The sequence below is a fragment of the Vibrio sp. L3-7 genome (assembly GCF_963898195.1).
Classification (GTDB): domain Bacteria; phylum Pseudomonadota; class Gammaproteobacteria; order Enterobacterales; family Vibrionaceae; genus Vibrio; species Vibrio echinoideorum.
In genome coordinates, this window is record NZ_CAWQUW010000066.1 from 31,458 (window position 1) to 54,531 (window position 23,074).

Annotated in this window: 19 protein-coding genes and 2 tRNA genes; 4 read left to right on the forward strand and 17 right to left on the reverse strand. The window is 44.8% G+C overall.

Annotation, left to right across the window (positions count from 1 at the left end; all coding sequences use genetic code 11):
• Window positions 1-106: 106 nt before the first annotated feature.
• The gene (locus AACW75_RS23155) at window positions 107-1,006 is read left to right on the forward strand and encodes a DUF481 domain-containing protein (protein ID WP_029224843.1); all 900 of its coding nucleotides are present in this window, start codon (window positions 107-109) and stop codon (window positions 1,004-1,006) included.
• Window positions 1,007-1,259: 253 nt separating this feature from the next.
• Here AACW75_RS23155 and rplI read toward each other — a convergent pair whose 3' ends face one another.
• From rplI to rnr, 5 genes are all read right to left on the reverse strand, one after another.
• Window positions 1,260-1,712 (reverse strand): 50S ribosomal protein L9, encoded by a 453-nt coding sequence (rplI, locus tag AACW75_RS23160; RefSeq protein ID WP_017073476.1) that lies wholly within the window; start codon window positions 1,710-1,712, stop codon window positions 1,260-1,262.
• Window positions 1,713-1,750: 38 nt separating this feature from the next.
• Window positions 1,751-1,978, reverse strand: a complete 228-nt coding sequence (gene rpsR, locus AACW75_RS23165) for a 30S ribosomal protein S18 (RefSeq protein ID WP_000090472.1) — start codon at window positions 1,976-1,978, stop codon at window positions 1,751-1,753.
• 132 nt (window positions 1,979-2,110) lie between these two features.
• A complete protein-coding gene (rpsF, locus tag AACW75_RS23170; RefSeq protein ID WP_004735855.1) occupies window positions 2,111-2,524 on the reverse strand; it encodes a 30S ribosomal protein S6 in 414 nt (137 codons plus the stop codon).
• Between the two features lie 358 nt (window positions 2,525-2,882).
• Window positions 2,883-3,623 carry a 23S rRNA (guanosine(2251)-2'-O)-methyltransferase RlmB gene (gene rlmB, locus AACW75_RS23175; RefSeq protein WP_017073477.1) on the reverse strand — a complete coding sequence of 247 codons (741 nt, stop codon included), beginning with the start codon at window positions 3,621-3,623 and terminating at the stop codon, window positions 2,883-2,885.
• A gap of 156 nt (window positions 3,624-3,779) precedes the next feature.
• The gene (gene rnr / locus AACW75_RS23180) at window positions 3,780-6,278 is read right to left on the reverse strand and encodes a ribonuclease R (protein ID WP_102572984.1); all 2,499 of its coding nucleotides are present in this window, start codon (window positions 6,276-6,278) and stop codon (window positions 3,780-3,782) included.
• Between the two features lie 248 nt (window positions 6,279-6,526).
• On the opposite strand from rnr, the gene AACW75_RS23185 reads away from it, so the two are divergent.
• Complete coding sequence (locus AACW75_RS23185) at window positions 6,527-7,936, forward strand: amidohydrolase (RefSeq protein WP_145566100.1); 1,410 nt, start codon at window positions 6,527-6,529, stop codon at window positions 7,934-7,936.
• A 205-nt stretch (window positions 7,937-8,141) separates the two neighbouring features.
• On the opposite strand, the gene motX is transcribed toward AACW75_RS23185, so the two are convergent.
• Complete coding sequence (gene motX / locus AACW75_RS23190) at window positions 8,142-8,777, reverse strand: flagellar protein MotX (protein WP_135459053.1); 636 nt, start codon at window positions 8,775-8,777, stop codon at window positions 8,142-8,144.
• A gap of 314 nt (window positions 8,778-9,091) precedes the next feature.
• Window positions 9,092-10,408 (reverse strand): adenylosuccinate synthase, encoded by a 1,317-nt coding sequence (locus AACW75_RS23195; RefSeq protein WP_017073481.1) that lies wholly within the window; start codon window positions 10,406-10,408, stop codon window positions 9,092-9,094.
• A gap of 172 nt (window positions 10,409-10,580) precedes the next feature.
• Here AACW75_RS23195 and AACW75_RS23200 point away from each other — a divergent pair, with 172 nt between their 5' ends.
• On the forward strand, window positions 10,581-10,769 hold the full coding sequence (locus AACW75_RS23200) for a DUF2065 domain-containing protein (protein ID WP_017073482.1): 189 nt from the start codon (window positions 10,581-10,583) through the stop codon (window positions 10,767-10,769).
• A 475-nt stretch (window positions 10,770-11,244) separates the two neighbouring features.
• Here AACW75_RS23200 and hflC read toward each other — a convergent pair whose 3' ends face one another.
• The 8 genes from hflC to tsaE form a co-directional block, all read right to left on the reverse strand.
• Window positions 11,245-12,225, reverse strand: coding sequence for a protease modulator HflC (gene hflC / locus AACW75_RS23205; protein WP_017073483.1), 981 nt, complete (start codon window positions 12,223-12,225; stop codon window positions 11,245-11,247).
• A 2-nt stretch (window positions 12,226-12,227) separates the two neighbouring features.
• Window positions 12,228-13,430, reverse strand: a complete 1,203-nt coding sequence (gene hflK, locus AACW75_RS23210) for an FtsH protease activity modulator HflK (protein ID WP_017073484.1) — start codon at window positions 13,428-13,430, stop codon at window positions 12,228-12,230.
• Between the two features lie 27 nt (window positions 13,431-13,457).
• Window positions 13,458-14,765, reverse strand: a complete 1,308-nt coding sequence (gene hflX / locus AACW75_RS23215) for a ribosome rescue GTPase HflX (RefSeq protein WP_017073485.1) — start codon at window positions 14,763-14,765, stop codon at window positions 13,458-13,460.
• 44 nt (window positions 14,766-14,809) lie between these two features.
• Entirely contained in the window at window positions 14,810-15,076 is a 267-nt protein-coding gene (gene hfq / locus AACW75_RS23220; RefSeq protein ID WP_004735866.1) for an RNA chaperone Hfq, read from the reverse strand.
• A gap of 193 nt (window positions 15,077-15,269) precedes the next feature.
• A complete protein-coding gene (gene miaA / locus AACW75_RS23225; RefSeq protein ID WP_017073486.1) occupies window positions 15,270-16,202 on the reverse strand; it encodes a tRNA (adenosine(37)-N6)-dimethylallyltransferase MiaA in 933 nt (310 codons plus the stop codon).
• A 97-nt stretch (window positions 16,203-16,299) separates the two neighbouring features.
• Window positions 16,300-18,561: a DNA mismatch repair endonuclease MutL gene (mutL, locus tag AACW75_RS23230; RefSeq protein WP_145572180.1), complete on the reverse strand. Its 2,262-nt coding sequence runs from the start codon at window positions 18,559-18,561 to the stop codon at window positions 16,300-16,302.
• 51 nt (window positions 18,562-18,612) lie between these two features.
• On the reverse strand, window positions 18,613-20,322 hold the full coding sequence (locus AACW75_RS23235; RefSeq protein ID WP_017073488.1) for a LysM peptidoglycan-binding domain-containing protein: 1,710 nt from the start codon (window positions 20,320-20,322) through the stop codon (window positions 18,613-18,615).
• Entirely contained in the window at window positions 20,316-20,780 is a 465-nt protein-coding gene (tsaE, locus tag AACW75_RS23240; RefSeq protein ID WP_004735870.1) for a tRNA (adenosine(37)-N6)-threonylcarbamoyltransferase complex ATPase subunit type 1 TsaE, read from the reverse strand. Before tsaE ends, AACW75_RS23235 begins: the two co-directional genes overlap by 7 nt.
• Before the next feature lie 247 nt (window positions 20,781-21,027).
• Between tsaE and queG the strand changes: the two genes are divergently transcribed.
• The gene (gene queG / locus AACW75_RS23245; protein WP_145572181.1) at window positions 21,028-22,170 is read left to right on the forward strand and encodes a tRNA epoxyqueuosine(34) reductase QueG; all 1,143 of its coding nucleotides are present in this window, start codon (window positions 21,028-21,030) and stop codon (window positions 22,168-22,170) included.
• Between the two features lie 632 nt (window positions 22,171-22,802).
• Here queG and AACW75_RS23250 read toward each other — a convergent pair.
• Together AACW75_RS23250 and AACW75_RS23255 are read right to left on the reverse strand one after the other, a co-directional pair.
• A tRNA-Gly gene (locus AACW75_RS23250) sits at window positions 22,803-22,878 on the reverse strand.
• 77 nt (window positions 22,879-22,955) lie between these two features.
• Window positions 22,956-23,032 (reverse strand) — tRNA-Met (locus tag AACW75_RS23255).
• Between the last annotated feature and the right edge of the window lie 42 nt (window positions 23,033-23,074).

Consider the following 23,074-nt stretch of genomic DNA (forward strand, 5'->3'; position numbering starts at 1 on the left):
TAGGGGATTGTTTTATTCTTCAGTAAGAATTTACCTATTGCTGACGGAATTAACCAAGGGTAGCATTACGATCCTTCCATTCATTCACTGTATAACTGAGGTATGCGTGTCCAAATTATTGGCTCTGAGCACTGGTCTTCTAAGCTCTGGTCTTCTAAGCACCAGCCTTCTGAGCTCTCCGTTGGCCTTAGCTGATGATGATGCTAAAGCCTCTGTCGATGCAATCCTCGACTCTATAGTAGTTTCAGAACCTACTGTCGAGCCGATCGTCGTTGCACCGACACCTGAAAAAGATATGGATATCGCGCCAAGTGATACGAGTGACACAGAGCTGCCGAACCCACTCAAGACGGAAGTCGAATTTGGGTATCAGTCGCATACTGGTAATTCTGATTCACGATCGCTAAATGCCCGCCTAAACGGTGAGTATACGGCTGGCCGTCATAGAACCAGTGGCGAATGGAAATACTACAACCTCTACAAAGATGGCGAAGAAGATAAAAGGCAATCGACTTACTCGGCTCAGAGTGACTATAAGTTAAGCCCTAAAACCTACCTTTATGGCAGCTTTAAAGGGGTCGATTCACGATACAGTGCTTACTTTAAAGACTACACAATCTCTAGTGGTTTAGGTTATCAATTCTCGAACACTGAAGAGTTTGTGTTGGAAGTCGAAGTCGGACCGGGTTTTCGTTACCAAGAACCTAATCTCGATGAATTGGACGACGATGACATCATCTTCCCAGAGATTGTTGAAGAGGCGATTTTCCGTGGCAATGTGAATACATCATGGCAGGTGTTGAAGAATTTGCAGCTCAAGGCAGATGTAACGTTAGTGTCTGGCCACAGTAACCTGAAATTTGATACTGAATTAGAAGCCATCAACGATATCACCGACAATATCGCACTGAAGATCGCTCACTCTCGTCAATACCATGACAAAGTACCTAGCGGGTTAAGCAAAGAAGACTCAGTACTGTCGATTAACCTGCTCTTTCAGTTCTAATCTCAAGAACTATTCTAATCTCAAGAGCAGTTCTAGTCTCAAGAGCAGCTCTAATCTCAAGAGCAGTTCTAGTCTCAAGAGCGATTCTAATCTTGAGAATGGCCTGTTCAGCAATAAGAGCTTATAGATCACTGTAAGCTTTTTACCTACAGTAGCCTTTCCTTGTGCTTTCCTATATTTCAGACATAAAAAAACACCAGCCGAAGCTGGTGTTTAAAACTTTCAAAAGAAAGAATTCGTCTTGGTACTGAAATTACTCAGCAGCAACGATAGTGATTTTCGCAGTAGCAAAAACTTCAGAGTGAAGTTGGATGCTTACTTCGAATTCACCAAGGTTACGTAGAGCGCCTTCAGGTAGGCGTACTTCGCTCTTAACTACTGCAACACCTGCCGCTGTAATAGCGTCAGCGATGTCACGAGTACCGATAGAACCGAATAGCTTGCCTTCGTCACCAGCTTTAGAAGCGATTGTAACGCCTTCTAGAGTGTTAACGCTCTCAGCACGAGCTTCAGAAGCAGCTAGTTGCTCAGCAACTTTAGCTTCTAGTTCAGCACGGCGAGTTTCGAACATAGCAACGTTGTCTTTAGTTGCCATAACTACTTTACCCTGTGGGATAAGGAAGTTACGAGCGTAACCAGATTTAACGTTTACTTGGTCGCCAAGGCCACCTAGGTTACCGATTTTATCAAGTAGAATAACTTGCATTATCTTAGTCCTCTTAAACTATTGTTAACTATTACCGATTACTGATGCTTATCAGTGTACGGTAGTAGTGCTAGGTAACGAGAACGCTTGATAGCGCGAGCTAGTTGACGTTGGTATTTAGCACTTGTACCAGTGATACGGCTAGGTACAATTTTACCAGCTTCAGTGATGTAGTTTTTTAGAGTTGCTACGTCTTTGTAGTCAATCTCTTGTACGCCTTCTGCAGTAAAACGGCAGAATTTACGACGACGGAAGAAACGAGCCATGGGCTATCTCCTGATCTAAATTTAATAATGCGGTATTCACACGAACTTATAAATAAGCTTAAGCAAATGCTTGTAGTGGAAATACCTAAACGAGTTGAATAATATTTAATGACCTAAAAGGCCAAAAAAGAATTACTCAGCAGCAGCTTCTGGCTTAGCTTCTTCTTCACGACGTGGTGCACGTTCTTCACGGTCATCACGACGAGGAGCACGCTCTGCACGCTCTTCTTTTTGCTTAAGCATGATAGATTGCTCAGTCACAGCGCCTTTAGTGCGCATGATCATGTTACGTAGAACTGCATCGTTAAAACGGAAAGCAGTTTCTAGCTCGTCCATCACTTCTTGGCCAGCTTCAACGTTCATAAGAACGTAGTGAGCTTTGTGAAGTTTGTTGATTGGGTAAGCCATTTGACGGCGGCCCCAGTCTTCTAGACGGTGGATAGTACCACCAGCTTCAGTGATTGAACCAGTGTAACGCTCGATCATGCCAGCAACTTGCTCGCTTTGATCAGGGTGAACCATGAATACGATTTCATAATGACGCATTTGGTTGCTCCTTACGGATTATTAGCTTCCACGAAAGGCTCGGTCGTCCAAGGGAAGCAAGGAACTAAAGAAAAATGACCGAGTTTTAAGGACGGCAAATATTATAGAAAGAACCCGGTATTGGCAAGCGGTATTTGGCTAATAATGAAACAGTTTTTCTTTCGCCATCTAGCCATCTGATAAACCAATCGATTCCGTCATAACAGCCTAAAAAGAAACGCCCACCAGCGAGTAGTGAGCGTTAATAAATTCATAGACTTAAAGTCGTTTAACTCTTTATGTAGCAAGTATCTCTAAACAACATAGACAAGCATAACTAAACCAAGCGTGACTTAGTCAAATGTTGCTGAACCTAGCATTACTGAGCTAAACGCTGTCTTACAGCTTCGAACAGGCAGATACCCGACGCCACAGAAACATTCAGGCTCGACACACTACCTGACATTGGAATCTTAATAAGGTCATCGCAAGTTTCACGCGTTAAACGACGCATACCGTCACCTTCAGCGCCCATCACAACAGCAAGCGGGCCAGTTAGCTTCGCTTGGTAGATATCATGCGTCGCTTCACCTGCCGTACCCACGAACCATACACCCTGCTCTTGTAGTGCGCGCATTGTGCGGGCTAGGTTGGTTACGCGTACTAGTGGAACGGTTTCAGCCGCGCCACACGCTACCTTGCTTACCGTTGCCGTTAACGGCGAAGAGCGGTCTTTAGGCACGATAACAGCCGCCACACCTGCAGCATCCGCATTACGTAAGCAAGCACCTAAGTTATGAGGGTCTGTTACGCCGTCTAGAACCAACAATAAAGGCTGTTCATGCTTAGCTAGGATATCATCTAGGTGTGTTTCATTAAGCTGCTTAGCAGGCTTTACCTTAGCAATAAGACCTTGGTGATTCGCACCTTGTGCTTTTTCATCAAGCGGCTTACGGCCCATTTGTTGGATCGACACACCAAACTGTTGTAGCTGATTCAATAGCGGAAGCAGGCGATCATCTTGGCGGCCTTTCAGTACATATGCTTCTATAAAGCGCGCTGGATCTTTTTCTAGTACGGCTTTCACCGCGTGAATACCGTAAATAAATTCGTTACTCATTGTCTCAAATTACTCTTATTGCTCAGAGATGAATGACATCAATACCGACACATCCACCTCTGTGTTGTTTAGTTCGAGAGCATGCGTTTCCGCCTGATACCCTCGCATTAAATTAGTCAGACGTTAAGTCTTGCTCGTCCTTATAAGCCTTAAGAATTAAGACTTATCAGCTTTTGGCTTACGGCTTGCTGCGCGCTTTTTCTTAGCTCGAGCTTTAGCGGCACCTGTTTTATTCGCTGACTTCTTCTTAGTTGGACTTTCACTACTTCCGTCTGGTCGCTTAGTGGGTTCAATCAAAGCCTTCGCAGGTACACCTGGCTTGTTACTCTTCACCGCTGAGCGCTTCTTGCTTTTCGCTTTATTCATCGCTTCGGCTGCACGCTTCTTGGCAGTTTTACCTTTACCACGAGGCTGACGATCAGTGTCTTCCATGTCAAAATCAATTTGGCGAGTTTCCAGGTTAACCGCAGAAACCTTCACTTTGACCGAATCACCCAAACGGTAGATATTACCTGAGCTTTCACCCACTAGGCGCTGACCAATAGCATCAAACTGGTAGTAATCATTCGCTAGCGCTGAGATGTGTACCAAGCCGTCAATGTGCAGTTCAGTCAAACGAACAAAGAAGCCGAAACCAGTAACGTTAGCAATTACGCCATCCATCACTTCACCAACATGGTCTTGCATGTATTCACATTTCAGCCAGTCGTTCACTTCACGTGTTGCGTCATCAGCACGACGCTCAGTCATTGAACACTGCTCGCCGTAGAAGTCCATATCATCGAAAGTGTAGTGGTAACCACCCGTTGGCGTCCAACGTTCGCTGTTACGGCCTTCTTCTTTTGCAATAAGGTACTTAATCGCACGGTGCAAAAGCAAGTCAGGGTAACGGCGAATCGGCGAGGTAAAGTGGGCATAGCGCTTAAGAGCTAGCCCAAAGTGACCCGCGTTATCCGCGTTGTATACCGCTTGCTTCATTGAGCGCAGCAACATGGTTTGGATTAACTCACGATCTTCTCGCTCGTTAATTTGTTTCATCAGCTGTGCATAGTCGACTGGTGATGGCGAAAGGCCCCCTTCCAGCGTTAAACCTAGCTCACTAAGGAAACTCTTAAAGCCCGTTAAGCGCTCTTCGCCCGGAGTATCGTGAACACGATACAGTGCCGGTTCTTTCGCTTTTTCTACGTAAGACGCCGATGCAATGTTCGCAAGAATCATACATTCTTCGATGATCTTGTGTGCATCGTTGCGAATTACGGGTTCAATACGGTCAATCTTACGATCCGCATTAAAGATAAATTTCGTTTCAACGGTTTCAAACTCAATCGCACCACGTTCGTCACGCGTTTTCTTAAGTACCTTGTACATCTTATGAAGTTCTTCAAGATGTGGTACTTCAGGCTCGTAACGCTCACGAAGTTCTTCATTGCCATCTAAGATCGCACCGACTTTGTTGTAAGTAAGACGAGCATGAGAGTTCATTACCGCTTCGTAGTGCTTGTAACCCGACAGTTTACCTTTATCTGAGATAGTCATCTCACACACCATACATAAACGGTCTACTTGAGGGTTCAATGAACACAGACCATTAGAAAGTACTTCAGGCAGCATTGGGACAACTTGCGATGGGAAATATACCGAGTTACCACGGTTAATCGCTTCTTTGTCTAGCGCAGTGTCTGGGCGAACGTAATAACTTACGTCAGCAATCGCTACCCAAAGACGCCAGCCGCCGCCTTTCTTCGCTTCACAGTAAACCGCATCATCAAAGTCACGTGCATCTTCGCCATCAATCGTGACTAATGGCAGTTTACGTAGATCAACACGCCCTTCTTTTGCTTCTTCAGGAACATGCTCGCCTAGGTTTACGATTTGCTTATCAACCGCTTCAGGCCACTCTTGTGGGATCTGGTGAGTACGGATCGCGATCTGCGTTTCCATACCCGGAGCCATGTTCTCGCCGAGAACTTCGGTCACTTTGCCCATCATGTTACGAGAACGACCACCGCGATCAGTAATTTCAATCACAACCACATTACCCATTCGAGCACCGCCTTTATGCTCAGTAGGGATCTGAATGTCATGACTAATACGTGAATCATCGGCAACCACATAAGAATGGCCGTACTCTAGGAAGAAGCGACCAACAAGTGGTGTTTTACGCTCTTCAAGAACACGTACTAAGCGCCCTTCACGACGACCTCGCTTACTGTTTTCAGTAGGCTGAGCCAATACATAGTCACCATGCATGATGGTTTTCATCTGGTGATGCGGCAACACGATATCGTTATCTTTACCAACACTGCCGTCTGGGCGAACCCAGCCATGACCGTCTTTATGACCAATCACATAGCCTTTAATCAGTTCCATCTTCTCCGGCAATGCGTAGCACTGACGACGAGTAAAGATTAGCTGTCCATCACGCTCCATTGCACGTAAACGACGACGCAGCCCTTCATATTGTTCCTCTCCAGCAAGACCCAAAGCTTCAAATAGATCGTTACGGTTCATCGGAATATTCGCTTCTGTTAGAAACGAAATAATGAACTCTCTGCTTGGTACTGGATTTTCGTAGTTTTTAGACTCTCGGTCTGCAAAGGGATCAACAGTGGTTGTAGCTGTCGTGTTTTCTGGCATCGGTGTGTTTTTTGACATAGGCGGGCCTGCTTAAGCAAGGAATGTATATACCCCTAGTATATCTGATGCTAGGGGTAAGCTACAGATATGCTTTGGAAAAGCCTCAAATAACCTCAGATTGATACATCTCTTCATTTTGTGAAACATCACTTCATAGCCATTGTCTCTCATCAAAATTTTGAGCAAACGATAAAACAAACGTTTGCGCCATGAATGAAATACACTATTATCCTGACACTTTACCAACTCCTGTTCTGAGTATTGATATGAAACTAAAACGCACCCTATTGGCTTCAGCAATGGCAAGTCTCGCTCTATTTCCATTCGCGAGTTCTGCGATGGAAAAAGCCGACCTAATGATTACCGATGCGATGGTTCTAACGATGAACCAAGACAAAACGGTATATGAAAGCGGCACTGTTGTTGTGAAAGACAACAAAATCATTGCTGTCGGCGATGCATCATTAGAGAAGCAATACCAAGCCAAGCAAGTGTTAGACGTGGATGGTGATATCGTGATGCCAGGTCTCATCAATACTCATACTCACGTATCAATGACCGTGTTTCGCTCGTTAGCCGATGATGTGCCTGATCGCCTTCACCGTTACATCTTCCCATTAGAGAAGAAGTTAGTGTCACGAGACATGGTGCGCATTGGCGCTAACCTAGGTAACGTCGAAATGGTTAAAGGCGGTGTCACGACTTACGCCGACATGTACTACTTCGAAGATGAAGTGGCGAAAACTGTCGATAAGATCGGTATGCGTGCCATTCTTGGTGAAACCGTTATTAAGTTCCCAGTCGCAGATGCGGCTAATGCTGAAGAAGGCATCCAATACGCGCTGAATTTCATTGAAGAATACAAAGACCACCCGCGTATCACACCAGCGTTTGCACCACACGCGCCTTACACCAACACCACAGAGATACTGCAGAAGATCTCTAAGCTCTCTCTAGAGCTCGATGTACCAGTAATGATTCACCTTGCAGAATCACACCGTGAAGAAGAGAAAATCGCCGAGCGTTCAGATGGGCTATCACCGGTTCAATACATGGACAGTATTGGCGCACTCAACAAAAACTTGGTGGGTGCACACATGATCCTCGTTGACGATCATGATATCGAACTGGTGAAAAAATCGGATATGGGTGTGGCTCACAACATGAGTGCTAACATCAAGTCAGCAAAAGGCGTATCACCGGCGCTTAAGATGTATGACGAGAACGTACGTATCGGTTTAGGTACCGATGGGCCAATGTCAGGTAATACACTGAGCACCATCGATGAGTTCAACCAAGTCGCTAAAGTACATAAGCTAGTTAATAAAGATCGCGCCGCGATGCCTCCGATCAAAGTGATCGACATGGCAACAATGGGCGCAGCAAAAGCGCTGCACATGGAAGATAAGATCGGTTCTCTTGAAGCGGGCAAGTTAGCCGACATCATAGTGATCGATACTAAAGCGCCAAACATGGTTCCGGTCTACAACCCATACTCGGCATTAGTTTACTCAGCTAACGCGGGTAACGTTCGCCATACGATCGTTGATGGTAAAATCATCATGCAAGACCGCGACATGCTAACGGTCGATGAAGATAAGATTCGCCAAGAAGCACTCGATTTCACTAAAGTCGTTCGTAAGACGGTGATTGAATCTGGTGAAGTTGTTCAGTAACGACTAAGACTAAATCGCTGCGCTTTCTGTTAACTCTAAAAAGCGGGTAAATCAAAACTGCTGATAAATCAAAAAATTGGTTAAACAAAAAAGCAGTTAAGATCAAAAAAGGCCTCATAGGTATTTACCTACGAGGCCTTTTTAATGTGGGTCAATCATTAACGAGTGCAGTCATTAATCATCAACTCTGATTCAATAATCGATCTTACCAGAACACATCTCGACGTTTTGCTCGCGCGATAATGTTGTCTGGCATTCTCTGTTCTAAACCACTTCTAAGCACAGTGATACGTTTATGCTGTCTTTGGTCAGCCGTCACCGAATTATACAACCAGCGATAAGCATCTTCATAATCTAGCGGGCTACCGTAATCTCGCAACAACAACTCAGCTAAGTGAATACTCGCACTTAGATTTCCCATAGACGCCGCTTCACGTAAATACGGAATCGCGCGCTCTTTGTCTTGTTGAACCAAAGTGCCTCGGGAGTAATAACGACCTAACTGCTCTAATGCAGCGGGTAGACCTTGATGCGCTGCGTTTTCCATATAGTAAAGACCAAGCTCTACATCTTGTGGAACACATACACCCCACGCCAACATATCACCGTATAAAAACTCATAAGAAGGCAAGCTAATACGCGTTGCACGCGCAACGATATCTTCCACTAGCTGGCACTTATCCGCCTTTACACGCTCAAGATGTTGATTATTTTCAATTAACTTAATCAGCTCAGCTTCTGTATATATTGGAACTGGGTCTCCCACTTCAGCCAAATTTGCATGACTCAAGGGTGAGCTCAGCGCCATTATCAATGAAGCTGCCACAATTCGTAGCTTCATACCTGCACTCAATTATCTGTCGCTAAAGTTATCTATTTCTTATTGGCTACCGAGGTAGACGTCAAAAATAGGGTGAACTTCACTTTCCATGATATCTGTATCGGCAACAACCTTGACGGCTTTAGACAAAACTTGCCGCTAATGGGCAATATTTTGCCTGATGACGTTTAAAAGATCATCACCCAAAGCTTAAGCTCTATATTGCAGGCATTAAAAAGCCGACTTAATAAAGTCGGCTTTTAGAAAACTATTTCATTATCAGAGCACTTTAATTACCACAGCACGGCTAGTGCCTGGTAATCACTCAGCGGGCATTATGCGCCGTATGGGTGAACCTTGATGATAGTTTCGTTACGATCTGGGCCAGTTGATACGATATCAATTGGAACGCCAGTTAGGTCTTCGATACGCTTGATGTAATCTAGAGCAGCTTGTGGAAGCGCGTCGATAGATTTAGCACCAAATGTGTTTTCAGACCAACCAGGCATTGTTTCGTAGATTGGCGTTGCTTCTTCGAATGACTCAGCAGCCATTGGAGAAACTTCTAGGATAGAACCATCTTTCATCTTGTAACCAGTACAGATTTTCAGTTCTTCTAGGCCATCTAGAACGTCTAGTTTAGTTAGACAGATACCAGATAGAGAGTTGATTTGGATTGCACGACGCATAGCAACGGCATCGAACCAACCAGTACGACGTAGACGACCAGTTGTTGCGCCAAATTCGTGGCCAACATCGCCTAGGTGCTTACCAACTGGGTCTTGCTTATCAAGGCCATCGTAAAGCTCAGTTGGGAATGGACCTGAACCAACACGAGTACAGTAAGCCTTAGTAATACCAAGGATGTAACCGATGTGACGAGGACCGAAACCAGAACCTGCAGCAACACCACCAGCAGTCGTGTTAGAAGACGTTACGTATGGGTAAGTACCGTGGTCGATATCTAGTAGCGTACCTTGAGCACCTTCGAACATGATCTTGTCGCCGCGCTTACGTGCTGCGTCTAGTTCGTCAGTTACGTCGATAACCATCGCAGTTAACATGTCTGCGTAGCTCATCGCTTGCTCAAGTACTTCTTCGTAGCTTACTGTTTCAGCTTTGTAGAAATGCTCTAGTTGGAAGTTGTGGAATTCCATAACTTCTTTTAGCTTCTCAGCAAATGCTTCTTTATCGAAAAGATCGCCAACGCGTAGACCGCGACGAGCAACTTTATCTTCGTAAGCTGGACCGATACCACGACCCGTTGTACCGATAGCTTTAGCGCCACGAGCGATTTCACGCGCGTTGTCGATAGCAATATGGTACGGAAGAATTAGAGGACAAGCTTCAGAGATGAAAAGACGTTCACGTACTGGAATACCGCGATCTTCAAGAGGTTTCATTTCTTTAAGAAGTGCGTCAGGTGATAATACTACACCGTTACCGATAACACATTTAACGTTATCGCGTAGGATACCTGATGGAATTAAGTGAAGAACGGTTTTTTCACCGTCAATTACAAGTGTATGACCTGCATTGTGACCGCCTTGGTAGCGAACCACGTATTTTGCATCTTCAGTTAAAAGGTCAACGATTTTACCTTTACCTTCGTCACCCCATTGGGTGCCTAGAACAACTACGTTATTTCCCATCTTTCCAATTTCTGTTGCTAATTAAAAATGGATTCTAGCACCGAATCACACTTCTTGCAGTCACTTTTTGTTCATAATCGACAAGGCTGTTCAAAAACAAATCAGTGAGAACTCAGGGCGGAACCGTAAAGATACTGATATCATTGTATTTTTATAAATATAGGGCAGTGTCATGTCTCATTCAATTTGGCTCGCAATTGGGCTTGTTCTTATCGTAGAGGGGCTTGGTCCCTTGATTGCACCAAACGGTTGGAGAAACATGGTTGCCCAGCTAAGCCAACAACCAGACTCTCAACTGCGCCGTATTGGCGGCTGTCTTGTTGTTGCTGGAGCGGTTATCGCTTTCATGACCCACGGCTAACCTTCCTTCTAGAAACCTACTCATTATTTCCTAAACCTTACCGGTACAAGTAAGAGGTTTACGCACTCACTATACCGATTGCGACTCACTATACCGATTGCGACTCACTATACCGGTTGTGACTCACGCATGAGCCTAACGCTCAAGGGGCCACCTGTCATGTAAAGGCATCGCAAGTCATCGTTAACAGCAGCATAGGCGATCGGCAGCAGCAACGTAGATAATCGGTAACAGCAGTATAGGTCCTCGGGGGTAACAACATGGTTAATCAACCGAAGCACCAAGCAAACTAGTCAGCTGATCAACTAATCAACTAATCAGCTAATCAGCTAATCAGCTAACAAGATAGGCTGATAAAAAGTGAAGCGACCAAAATAAACCAACAGAAAACAAAAAGGCTCCCATCAGGGAGCCTTTTGATTTTTAACGTACTTTGTTATCTAAACTTGAGTCAGCTTTTGAATAACAAATTAGCTTATTTTGCTGCTGGTACACCGCTTGATTGATTCATGTATCGGAAGAAGTCTGTCTTCGGATCCAATACTAGAATATCGCTCTTATCGCTAAATGATGTCTCATAAGCTTGCAGTGAACGCATAAAGCCATAGAACTCAGGATCTTTGCTGTACACATCAGAGTAGATCTTCGCCGCTTCTGCATCAGCATCACCACGAGTCACTCGAGCAGTACGGTCAGCTTCAGCAAGAACAGTCGCTACTTCTAGCTCAGCTTGAGCACGGATAACTTCTGCTTTCTCACGACCTTGAGAACGGTGTCTACGAGCAACCGATTCACGCTCTGCACGCATACGGCGGTAGATAGATTCACTGATTTCGTCAGGAAGGTTAATCTTCTTCATTCGGAAATCAACAACTTCAACACCCAAATCAGCCATCGCACTTTCTGCCGTTCCAGACAAAACGTTCGCCATAACTTTATCTCGTTCACCATCAATCTCTAGTGCTTCTTTAGCGGCTTCAGTTGTTACTTCTTCGCTATCAACACTATCAGGTAGTACGTCTTTGTTACGCGGGCCTGAAACGATTTGCTTGATCTCGCGAGAACCGATTTCAGAACGAAGAACATCTGTCACTTTACGCTCAAGAAGTGCTTCTGCCGTCAAGATATTGCCGCCACCCGTACTCAGATAAAAACGTCCAAAATCAGCAATACGCCATTTTGCGTAAGTATCAATTAGAACGTCTTTTTTCTCTGATGTTACGAAACGGTCTGAACGACCATCCATCGTTTGAATACGCGCATCAAGTACTTTAACGCGATCAAACAACGGCATCTTAAAGTGTAGGCCTGGTTCATAGATTCGTGATACGCCGTTGTCATCGAGAACTCGACCAAAACGAATTACCATGCCACGTTCGCCTTCTTGAATCACAAATAGTGACATCAATAGAAGGGCAATCGTCACAACTAAAACAGGGATCATTAACTTACGCATTATTAGTATCTCCCTTGACGTGAACTGTCTGAACGAGTTGTAGAGCTAGACTTTGGATCCGCTTGAGTTTCTAACTCAATTTGATCGTAAGTTGATGGAGCTTTTGTCGAGCGTTTACCCGATTGGTCTCCACCTTGAGCGCCTAGCTTATCAATTGGTAGGTACAACAAGTTACCACTTGATTCTGAATCAATCAGAACTTTAGATGTGCTTGAGTACACTTTTTCCATTGTATCTAGGTACATACGGTTACGTGTTACTTCAGGAGCAGCTTGGTATTCAGGTAAAAGTTTCTCGAATTGAGCAACCTGACCCAAAGCACCATTAACAATACGCTCAGAATAACCCACCGCTTCTTTCTTCAAACGCTCAGCTCGACCTGTTGCTTTTGGAATAATATCATTACGGTAAGCTTCAGCTTCACGTTCGAAACGCTCTTCATCCTCACGAGCTGCGATAGCATCATCAAATGCATCTTTCACTTGCTCAGGTGGACGCGCTGATTGGAAGTTCACGTCAACAATAAGAATACCCATATCGTAGCTATCAATAATACGATTCAGCTCTTCTTGAGTGCTTTGACGAATCTGCTGACGACCACTTGTTAGGATACTATCCATTAGTGAGTCACCAATTACCGCACGAAGCGCAGAATCGGTTGCTTGGCGTAAACTGTCGTCCGCGTCCGTTACACGATACAAGTACTTGTACGGGTCAGAAACACGGTATTGAACACCCATTTCAACGGTCACAACGTTTTCATCTTTCGTTAGCATCGTGCCAGAAGCACGTAGAGAACGAATCGCTTGAACGTTAACCAGTTGCTCATCTTTGATTTCATCGATGAAGCGTGGGTGCCAGTTAAGGCCAGGTTCTTCGATACGGTCGAATTGACCCAGTCGAAGTACAACGGCTCTTTCTGCTTCGCCAACGGTGTAGAAACCAGCGAAGAACCAGATAGCAATCGCAATGACAGCAATGACACCAAAGCCAATCGCACCGCCACCACCAATAGATGGCCCTTTACCGTTGCCACCTTTTTTACCAAACTTGCCACCTAACTTTTGACTTAGTTTACTAAACACTTCGTCTAAGTCTGGCGGTCCTTGATCTCGGCCGCCGCGATTATTATTCTTACCCCAAGGGTCGTTATCGCGGCCGTTATTATCGCCGTTGTTGTTATTTCCAGGCTCATTCCACGCCATTAGAAAGCTCCATCATTTGATATGACGTTATACTGTAGCAGTCTCTTTGGTAACGATAAAGTCACCTAAGAGCGCCCCTTCTCTTTTTTCAAGTTTAGACCAATCTATTTGTTGCATTCGGATATCTATCAACAAGTTACCATTTTCATCATACTCTTCCTGTTGAATACATTTCATCTGGAAAAATAAACTACGAACACGGCCTTGATGTTGATGTGGAATACACAAACGGAATTGAACCATTTGACTTGCTAAACGCTCGGTTAAAGCTTCAAACAACAGTTCAATACCTACTCCTTCCATTGCAGAAACCCAAACAGCGCGTGGAGCGCCCTCTTCGTCTCTTTCAATTCGAGGTTTTTGGTCTTCCATGCAGTCAATTTTATTCATGACTACAAGGGTTGGCACTTCATGAGCATCGATTTCTTCTAATACATCATGAACAGCCTGAATATTCTCACGAAAGCGGTCATCACTGGCATCAACAACATGTAACAAAATGTCAGCTTCTTGCGTCTCTTGTAACGTTGCCTTAAATGCAGCGACCAAATCGTGTGGTAGATGACGGATAAAACCTACGGTGTCTGCGAGAATTGCAGGCCCTACATCTGCCAAATCAATCTTACGTAGTGTTGGGTCTAGGGTTGCAAACAGTTGGTCTGCAGCATAAACACCCGCACTGGTAATGCGATTGAAAAGTGTTGATTTCCCTGCGTTGGTATAGCCAACCAAAGAAATAGTTGGGATTTCAGCTCGATTTCGAGCACGTCGTCCTTGTTCACGTTGCTTAGCCACTTTCGCTAAACGACGCAGTATTGCCTTTATACGGTCACGCAACAAACGGCGATCGGTTTCCAGTTGAGTTTCACCTGGACCACGAAGACCAATACCACCTTTCTGCCTTTCAAGGTGAGTCCAACCACGAATCAGTCGAGTAGAGATATGACGAAGCTGAGCGAGCTCAACTTGTAGCTTACCTTCGTGAGTTCGTGCACGCTGTGCAAAGATATCTAAGATCAAACCCGTGCGATCAATCACACGACATTTACACAACTGTTCGAGATTTCGCTCTTGGGCAGGAGAGAGAGAGTGGTTAAACACCACGATTTCAGCCCCAGTCAGCTGAACGGCTTGAGCGATTTCTTGGGCTTTACCTTCTCCAACGTAGTATTTAGGGAGCGGGGATTGGCGGCTACCAGTAATCACTTGTAGCGTTTCTACCCCTGCTGAGGAGACCAGCATTTCACATTCGCTTAGGTCTTCCCATTCTCCCTCTTGCGTGAAGTTGATATGAACAAGTACGGCTCGCTCGCCGGATTCATAACGGTCAAACAAGCAACCAACTCCTTATTACAGCGTGTGCTGTATTTGTTGAACGATTAATCTTCAGTCTTCTCTGGACGATCAGATGGCGCACGTTGTTGCTCGCCGCTGTGGTGACTAACTGCACGAGCAGGAACCACAGTAGAAATCGCATGCTTGTAAACCATTTGGTTTACCGTGTTCTTCAATAAGATCACGAATTGATCGAAAGACTCGATCTGACCTTGCAGCTTGATGCCGTTCACAAGATAGATAGAGACTGGAATGCGCTCACGACGGAGTGCATTCAGGAATGGGTCTTGTAGCGATTGCCCCTTAGCCATTTTATTTTCCTTATTTGTATTTTGTTGTAATTATTTAGCTAGCGGTGCACAAAAAGGTGCGGCCTTTGCCTCTGAGCTAAATGAATAAAAAAACTCCGTTGTTATTGAAAGGCTGTGATTTTTTAAAAGCCTCAATAACGGATCCTTTCCAGAGTATATTCACGCAAAAACGATCACATTATACACAGCAATACTAATCAGATGCTATTGCATCTGAAAGAGTTTCTAACGCTTGATCAATGTTTTCGCTATCTAACCAAGTTAAATCATCCCAACTGCGCAACCAGGTGATTTGTCGCTTGGCCAACTGACGAGTTGCACAGACACCACGGAAAACCGCTTCGTCCAAATCACAATTCCCGTCTAAATAATCCCACATCTGCCTATAGCCGACGCATCGGATCGATGGTAGCTCCGGGTGAAGATCTTCTCTGGCGTGTAACGCCTTCATTTCCTCTTCAAAACCCGCCTCAATCATCTTCTCGAAACGTAGTTCAATACGGCGATGGAGTTCAGTCCTTTCCTTGGGAGCTATAGCAAATTGTTTTACACGAAATGGCAGGCTATCGCCTTTCGTTTGAGTTAGCTCAGTTAATGTTTTACCCGAAATTCGATAAACTTCCAATGCCCTTGAAAGCCTTTGTGGATCATTTGGGTGTATTCTTTCAGCGGATACGGGATCTATCTCTCTTAATTGATCATGCAGAGCCTGCCAACCTTGTTCGATAGATTCTGCTTCAATCTGCTGACGAATCTCTTTATCTGCCGCGGGTAGTGGCGATAAACCTTCCAGCAATGCCTTGTAGTACAGCATTGTGCCACCAACAAGTAGCGGGATTTTGCCTTCCGCTACAATCTTATTCATTTCATTGATCGCATCACGACGAAAATCTGCCGCAGAATACGCTTCGCTTGGATCCAGAATATCAATCAAGCGATGAGGCGCGAGCGCGAGCTCTTCCGCGTCTGGTTTAGCGGTGCCAATATCCATGTCTTTGTAGATCAATGCCGAATCCACACTGATGATTTCTACTGGGTATTTCTGGCGTAAGCGGATAGCTAAATCTGTTTTTCCTGATGCCGTAGGGCCCATTAAAAACAACGCTAAAGGTAATTTTTCAGTCATGATATTTTGTATTTGTTTCTCTGTTAGAGCGCTTTATAAAAAAGGGCTTTGTGTCGCGACGTATTCAGCTAAAAAGACAAATGCCATCGCGAAAAAGTTAAACCGTAAACGCGGCTATGGTCGCTGAAAAGTCGATAGGATTGACAAACTCTGGATCATCTAATGGAAGTAGACCATGCCAAAGCTGTTCAAGTTCCCCAACTAGTTGAACCGCTTCAGATAAAGTGTAGTCGCTTTTTACTTGTGCCGTTTGAATCCCGATCCAGTTGACCAATGATGGCAACATATCGTTAAAAACAGTATCTGCGTGATTATCGACAATCTGAGCGTTTAATGAAGCCGCGTAAGATAACAGATCTGGGATCAAAATTTGTAAGTTTTGCTGCCTCAAAGGAGAAGGCACGCCCATCACCATTACCGCTTCACTGTTTCGCGCCTTAAGCTCAATCCCCAATAACGCCAGTGTTTGGCTCAACGCCTTAGCAACCTCGACAAGTTCACTACCAAGCTTAATTGATAAAGGCACCAATAGCGGTTGGCTTTTTAACGCCCCTTCTCGAGTATCAAGTTGGCCAATCACACGTAGCAATTCTGCTTTGGCTAGAGACAGCAATACGCTGCCGTTTTTGTTTCCCATTACCAAATATTGGCGTTCCACTACCGAGACGGCTTTGCCTAAGTCCGTCACAGGTGCTCTTGGCTTTGAATGAACAGGATTCTGTTGAGCGGGCTTAGCTTCTATATTTTCTCTATTTTCTCTGGTTCCTACTGGTGCCACATGCTCTTGAGGAGATGATGGAGCTACAACTTGATCATCAAAATCTGGCGTTTTCAGAAGCTCTTTGTAGGCTTTCACTTCTCGCTTAGAGGGTGCGGGGTCACCATGATGCTGATGTGGCTCTTTCTCTTTTTTAGGTTCAGGTCGAGACTCGATCCACTCTTGGCGAGGAGAACCCGTAAAACTGGTGTCGCGAGCAGACGAGCCTATGTTAGATGAAGAACCTCGGCTAGGTGACGAGCCTTGATTAGATGACGAACCTCTGCTAGACGATGAACCTCGGTTGGCTGTTGAGCTATAGTGTTGTCCACCATCATTAACGCCGTATTGAGGCTGATCATTCGCTTGTTCAGACTCAGCCTTTCTTGGGTATGAAGGCGTTTGATCAATAGCATGTCGCGCCCTTTCAGATGGAGGGCTTTGATCAAATGCTGGGTTTTGATCTGAATAAGCAGGGACAGCGCTTTCTTGCGTAGGGTAACTCGTCGCATCACTAGATTCAGGAATTGCATTATCTTGCTGATAATTCGTTGCTTCTGATTGATGAAACGCAGACTGCTTGATTGGTACCGCATTAATCTGTTTGCTTTGAGCGAGTCCATCACTCAATGCCTGATAAATGAAATCATGCACAAGGCGAGCTTGGTGGAAACGCACTTCATGTTTTGCAGGGTGAACATTCACATCCACCTGATGCGGGTCTAATTCAATAAACAGTACATAAGTTGCGAATTGGTCTGGACGCAGGCTAGTCTCATAGCTTTGACGAATCGCATGATTGATCAGCTTGTCACGCATCATACGACCATTCACATAGCAGTATTGCAGATCGCTTTGTTGTCTTGCTCCTTCTGGCGTGGTGATCCAGCCATGAAGTTTTAGGCCTTGATGCTCAAGTTCGATCTTAAGCATATGACGAACAAAAGGATTGCCACATACCGCAGCGATGCGTTTTTCTGCTTGAACGTCTGTTTTAGCCGCGCGGTACTGACGAATCATTTTGCCGTTATGACGAAGGTTAATCGTCACATCAAAGCGACTCAATGCGATGCGTTTAAGCAGCTCATCGATATGCGTGAATTCGGTTTTCTCGGTGCGTAAGAACTTGCGGCGTGCTGGCGTATTGAAGAACAGATCCAACACCTCGACCGAAGTACCAATGGGATGCGCAGCAGGCTGCAGTTTTACCTGCATGTCACGGCCTTCACTGTGTGCTGCCCAAGCTTGATCTTGAGTGGCAGGGCGTGAAGTCATGGTTAAGCGCGCAACAGAGCTGATACTCGCCAACGCCTCACCACGAAAACCAAGGCTGACGATCGCCTCGAGGTCATCCAGTGTATGAATCTTAGAGGTCGCATGACGGCTTAATGCCAAAGCAAGTTCATCTTTAACGATGCCCTTACCGTTGTCACGAACACGAATCATCTTGGCGCCACCTTTCTCGATATCGATATCGATACGTGTGGCACCTGAATCCAAACTGTTCTCAACCAACTCTTTCACAACAGAAGCGGGTCTTTCTACCACTTCACCTGCTGCGATTTGGTTCGCTAACCGAGCTGGCAGTATTTTGATCGTCATATGTATAGTTACCTTACTGCCATTAATGGAAACATGTCTTCGTTAAAAAGATTACTTGTGCGGAATAATCAACACCTGCCCGACAGCTAGGCCATCAGATCGTAGATTATTTGCTTTACGGATAGAATCAACACTCACACCGTACTTAGAGGCAATCTTGCCAAGATAATCACCTCTTGCGACTTTGTGCTTTCGCAAAGGCAATGCTTTGACATCGTGGGTGACTCGGAGCTTCTGCCCGACTCTAAGCGTATCACTGCGTAGATTATTCTCTCGTTTAATCGCAGCAACCGTAACATCATATTTTTTAGCGATGCCTCCAAGGTACTCGCCTGACTTAACCACATGCGTCACCGTTTTACGGTTTGTTGTGGTCGAGGTTTGCGAACCTGAACTTGGAACCTTCAAAGTTTGACCTATTGCTAAGCTCGTCGACTTCAAGCCATTTAACTTCACTAGCGCTTGTGTGGATGTCCCATACTTCTTAGCAATCACAGACAACGATTCACCACGCTTCACTTTATGCTGACCAGTAGAGTTAGACGGCACTGTCGCGTTTGAAAGAATAATCCCTTCTGGTGGGTTCGCTTTCAAATACTTAACAACCGCTTTAGTCACAGCACGAGCAAGCTTATCTTGATGCGAACGTTGGAAAAGAAGCTTTTCTTCAGTCGGGTTCGAGATAAAGCCAGTCTCTACTAATACCGATGGTATCTGTGGTGAACGTAATACGGCCAAACTGGTGTTAATCGGCTTGCTGTTATGCAGCTTAGCGACCTTGCCCATTTCAGATAAAATGGTCGTTGCCAGTTTATAGCCCTCTTTTTGAGAGTGGCTAAACTGCAGATCAAGCAGCGTTTGGTTTACGTTCTTATCATCAGTATTGCCAGTGAAAGCCGCACCGCTACCACCCAGCAATTCTGATTGTTTCTCTTTATTCTCAATCCAGCGAGAAATCTCAGTATTCGCTCGTCGAGTATTCAACACAAATACCGAACCACCTCTTGGTTGAGGCGTTGTAAAGGCATCGGCGTGAATAGAGATAAACAAGTGCGCCTCATTTTCACGAGCGATCGCAACACGTCGGTTAAGGTTTACAAAGTAGTCGGCATTACGCGTTAAGCGTGTCTTGATACCCGGAACGGCATTCAACTGTGCAGCAAGCTTGCGAGAGATACTCAGAGTCGCATTCTTCTCATATTTACGAGAAGGACCAATAGAGCCTGGGTCTTCACCACCATGACCAGGGTCAATCACAATAAGAACATCTCGCTGGCGCTTAACTTGGTTAATGTTCTTACTTACCGTTGGCTTGCTCGGCGTCGATGTTCCTTTGCTTGCCGCACCATGAGGGAAGTCAATCACCAGACGATGACCGTACTGACCTCCCGGTGTTGGGTTGAGTTTAAACAAATCGGCTTTAGAGGATTTCTTTAACTCGAAAACTAAGCGAAAAGTATTTTTGTCCGGTGGAGAGCTCTTACGAACTTTCGTCAGAACAGGGCTATCCTTCACCACAACAGGTAACTGGGTCGCAAGGCCGGTATGTTTCAAATCGACAACTAAGCGACTCGGGCTACTCAAAGTGAAATAGCTAAAGTCGGCTTCGGATTTAAGATCGATAACCACACGAGTTTCTTCAGGTGAAGGCCAAACCCTCAACCCTTTCAGTGAGTTCGCAGAAACAAGTGAAGAAAACAATAAAGAGAAAACAGTAGCTACCATTGCTACTGTTGAAAAAAGGCGTCTAGAAATCAACATAACTCCAACTGACTGAGTAAGCGCTGTCCGTATTCACTATTAGCGGTTAAAGAAACAATACGGTGATCGTCTTGGTAACGAATATCAATGTCCAAATCCGCTTCTGGTAGCATCCCATAACCTTTTTCAGGCCATTCAACCAAACAGATAGCGTCCGGAGTAAAGTAATCACGAATTCCCATGAACTCTAACTCTTCAGGGTCGGCTAGGCGATAAAGATCAAAGTGATACACCTGCCAATCTGCAAGTTGATAAGGTTCAACTAGAGTATACGTTGGGCTCTTTACATTTCCTTGATGGCCAAGTGCTTTTACAAAGCCACGACTGAACGTCGTTTTGCCTGCGCCAAGATCACCATGCAGATAAATAGTCGTCTGCTGTGAGCAAAGATTAGAAAGCTCCGTTCCTAATTGAATCGTTGCTTGTTCATCTTTCAAAGTAAATTGTTTCGTGCTCATGAATACGTTCTCTAAAAATCGATCGTTGACTATATAAAAATCAAAAGAACAAGAATAGTAAACCGTGATGCTTTTGGGAGACAAGCACTCAAGTGTAAGTTCTATGAAAAATACTGCTCAAAACACGTCTGTTCTGGTCAATACCACTAAGATCCGTTAAGATCCGCCCCCATTTTTGCCGAACCTAATTTTAATTAGCCTTATCTCTAATTGTAAAACAGAGAAAATAAGAATTAAGAATGAAGCCATGAATCTAGACCATCTTGCTGAAAAAATTAAAATCTGGGGGAAAGAGTTAGGCTTTCAAAAAGTTGGCATCTGTGATGTCGATTTAAGTGAACACGAAGCCCCTCTTCAAGCATGGCTAGATGCTGGCAATCACGGCGAAATGGATTGGATGGCTCGACATGGCATGATGCGAGCTCGCCCTAATGAGCTTCATCCTGGCACCATTCGAGTGATCAGCGCCCGAATGAACTACCTACCACCAGAAGCTCAGTTTGCCTCTAACCTAAGCGATACCACTCAAGGCTATATCAGCCGTTATTCTTTAGGCCGCGATTATCACAAATTGTTCCGTAACCAGTTGAAAAAGCTGGGACAAAGAATTGAGAAAGAAGTCGAAGGTTTAGACTCGCGTCCTTTCGTGGATTCAGCGCCTATTTTAGAAAGGCCGCTTGCTCAAAAAGCAGGGCTTGGATGGACAGGGAAGCATTCGCTAATTTTAGATAAAGACGCGGGGTCTTGGTTCTTCCTAGGAGAACTGCTCGTTAACATCCCTCTCCCAGTAGATACGCCAAGTATCGATGAGTGCGGGAAATGTACCGCATGTATCACTTCTTGCCCAACGGGTGCCATTATTGCTGATGGCGTAGTCGATGCTCGAAAATGTATTTCGTACTTAACCATTGAATACGATGGCGTCATACCTGAAGAGTATAGAGACGCAATTGGTAACCGTATCTACGGTTGTGATGACTGCCAGTTAGTTTGCCCGTGGAATCGCCATGCCGAACTCACAGAGCAAAAAGACTTTCATCGCAGAGAAGATTTTCAAGAAGCCGATCTGGTTTCACTTTCAAGTTGGGACGAAGCAACCTTCCTGAAGAAAATGGAAGGCTCAGCAATAAGACGCATCGGCCACACCCAGTGGTTGCGCAATATCTTTGTTGCTATGGGCAATGCGCCATTTCAACAACGCATTGTTGAAACACTGGAATCTCATCAAGGCAAAAACGACATGTTGGATGTGCATATTGAGTGGGCTTTGGAAAAACAACTACAGCAGTTGCCGAATGCCAGTAACATCCAAGAAGGCAAGAATAAAGTCTCCACCAAAAAGCACAGACTTATCCGTATCGTGGAAAAAGGACTACCGAGAGACGCCTAGCCTTTAGGTACCAACGATTGGCGGACTAACGGACGCCAACAGTCCAAGATTTAAGACAACTCGTTGCACATAATTTTAGAACAATGTTTGACCTTGTTCTCAATTTTAACAATGTGGAAAAAATTCAGATCTCTCGTAAACTTCCGACACCCTCACAAAGTTAAACACAGTAGCGATAAATGATTAAGATCAAAAAACAATAAGTTAACGATCTTTTGTCAAATTCAAGATGAGTAGTCAACTTGATAAAAAACAACAAGTTACGATCGCCTCAATTCAGCTAATATATTGAAAACAAGAAAGATCTTTTAGAGATATGTAAAGAATTAAGCCTGAAATAACTTTATCAACCAAGTTATCCACATCCGACTTATTGTGGATAAGTCTGTTTATAGATGTGAAAAACCTCAAGTATCTGCTTCAGAGACCTGATGTTTACTAGCATTCCAGTTGCTAAGAAAAATTTAAGACAAAAAAATATCCACCATGATGGAGGATTATTTGCTTTTTGGGGGGATTATGCTTCGCAGCATTAAAGAAAGAGCGTGACCTTTAAGGTCGCCTTTAAACTCTGTGATCTAAAGAAGAACACGGTGGCTTAAAGAATCTTAATAACTTTTTAAGAAGAAAGCTGGAGCGATACATCGGGTTCGAACCGATGACCTCAACCTTGGCAAGGTTGCGCTCTACCAACTGAGCTAGTATCGCATTAGTTAACCGTTAATCCTGTCTGCTAAGAAGCTAAGAGCTTACTGCAAGGCAGTGACCAACGTGTAACTGTAATGTGGTTGCGGGAGCCGGATTTGAACCGACGACCTTCGGGTTATGAGCCCGACGAGCTACCAAACTGCTCCATCCCGCGTCCGGATGCATTGTTTAAGTCAATGAGTCTATTTCCCAACAT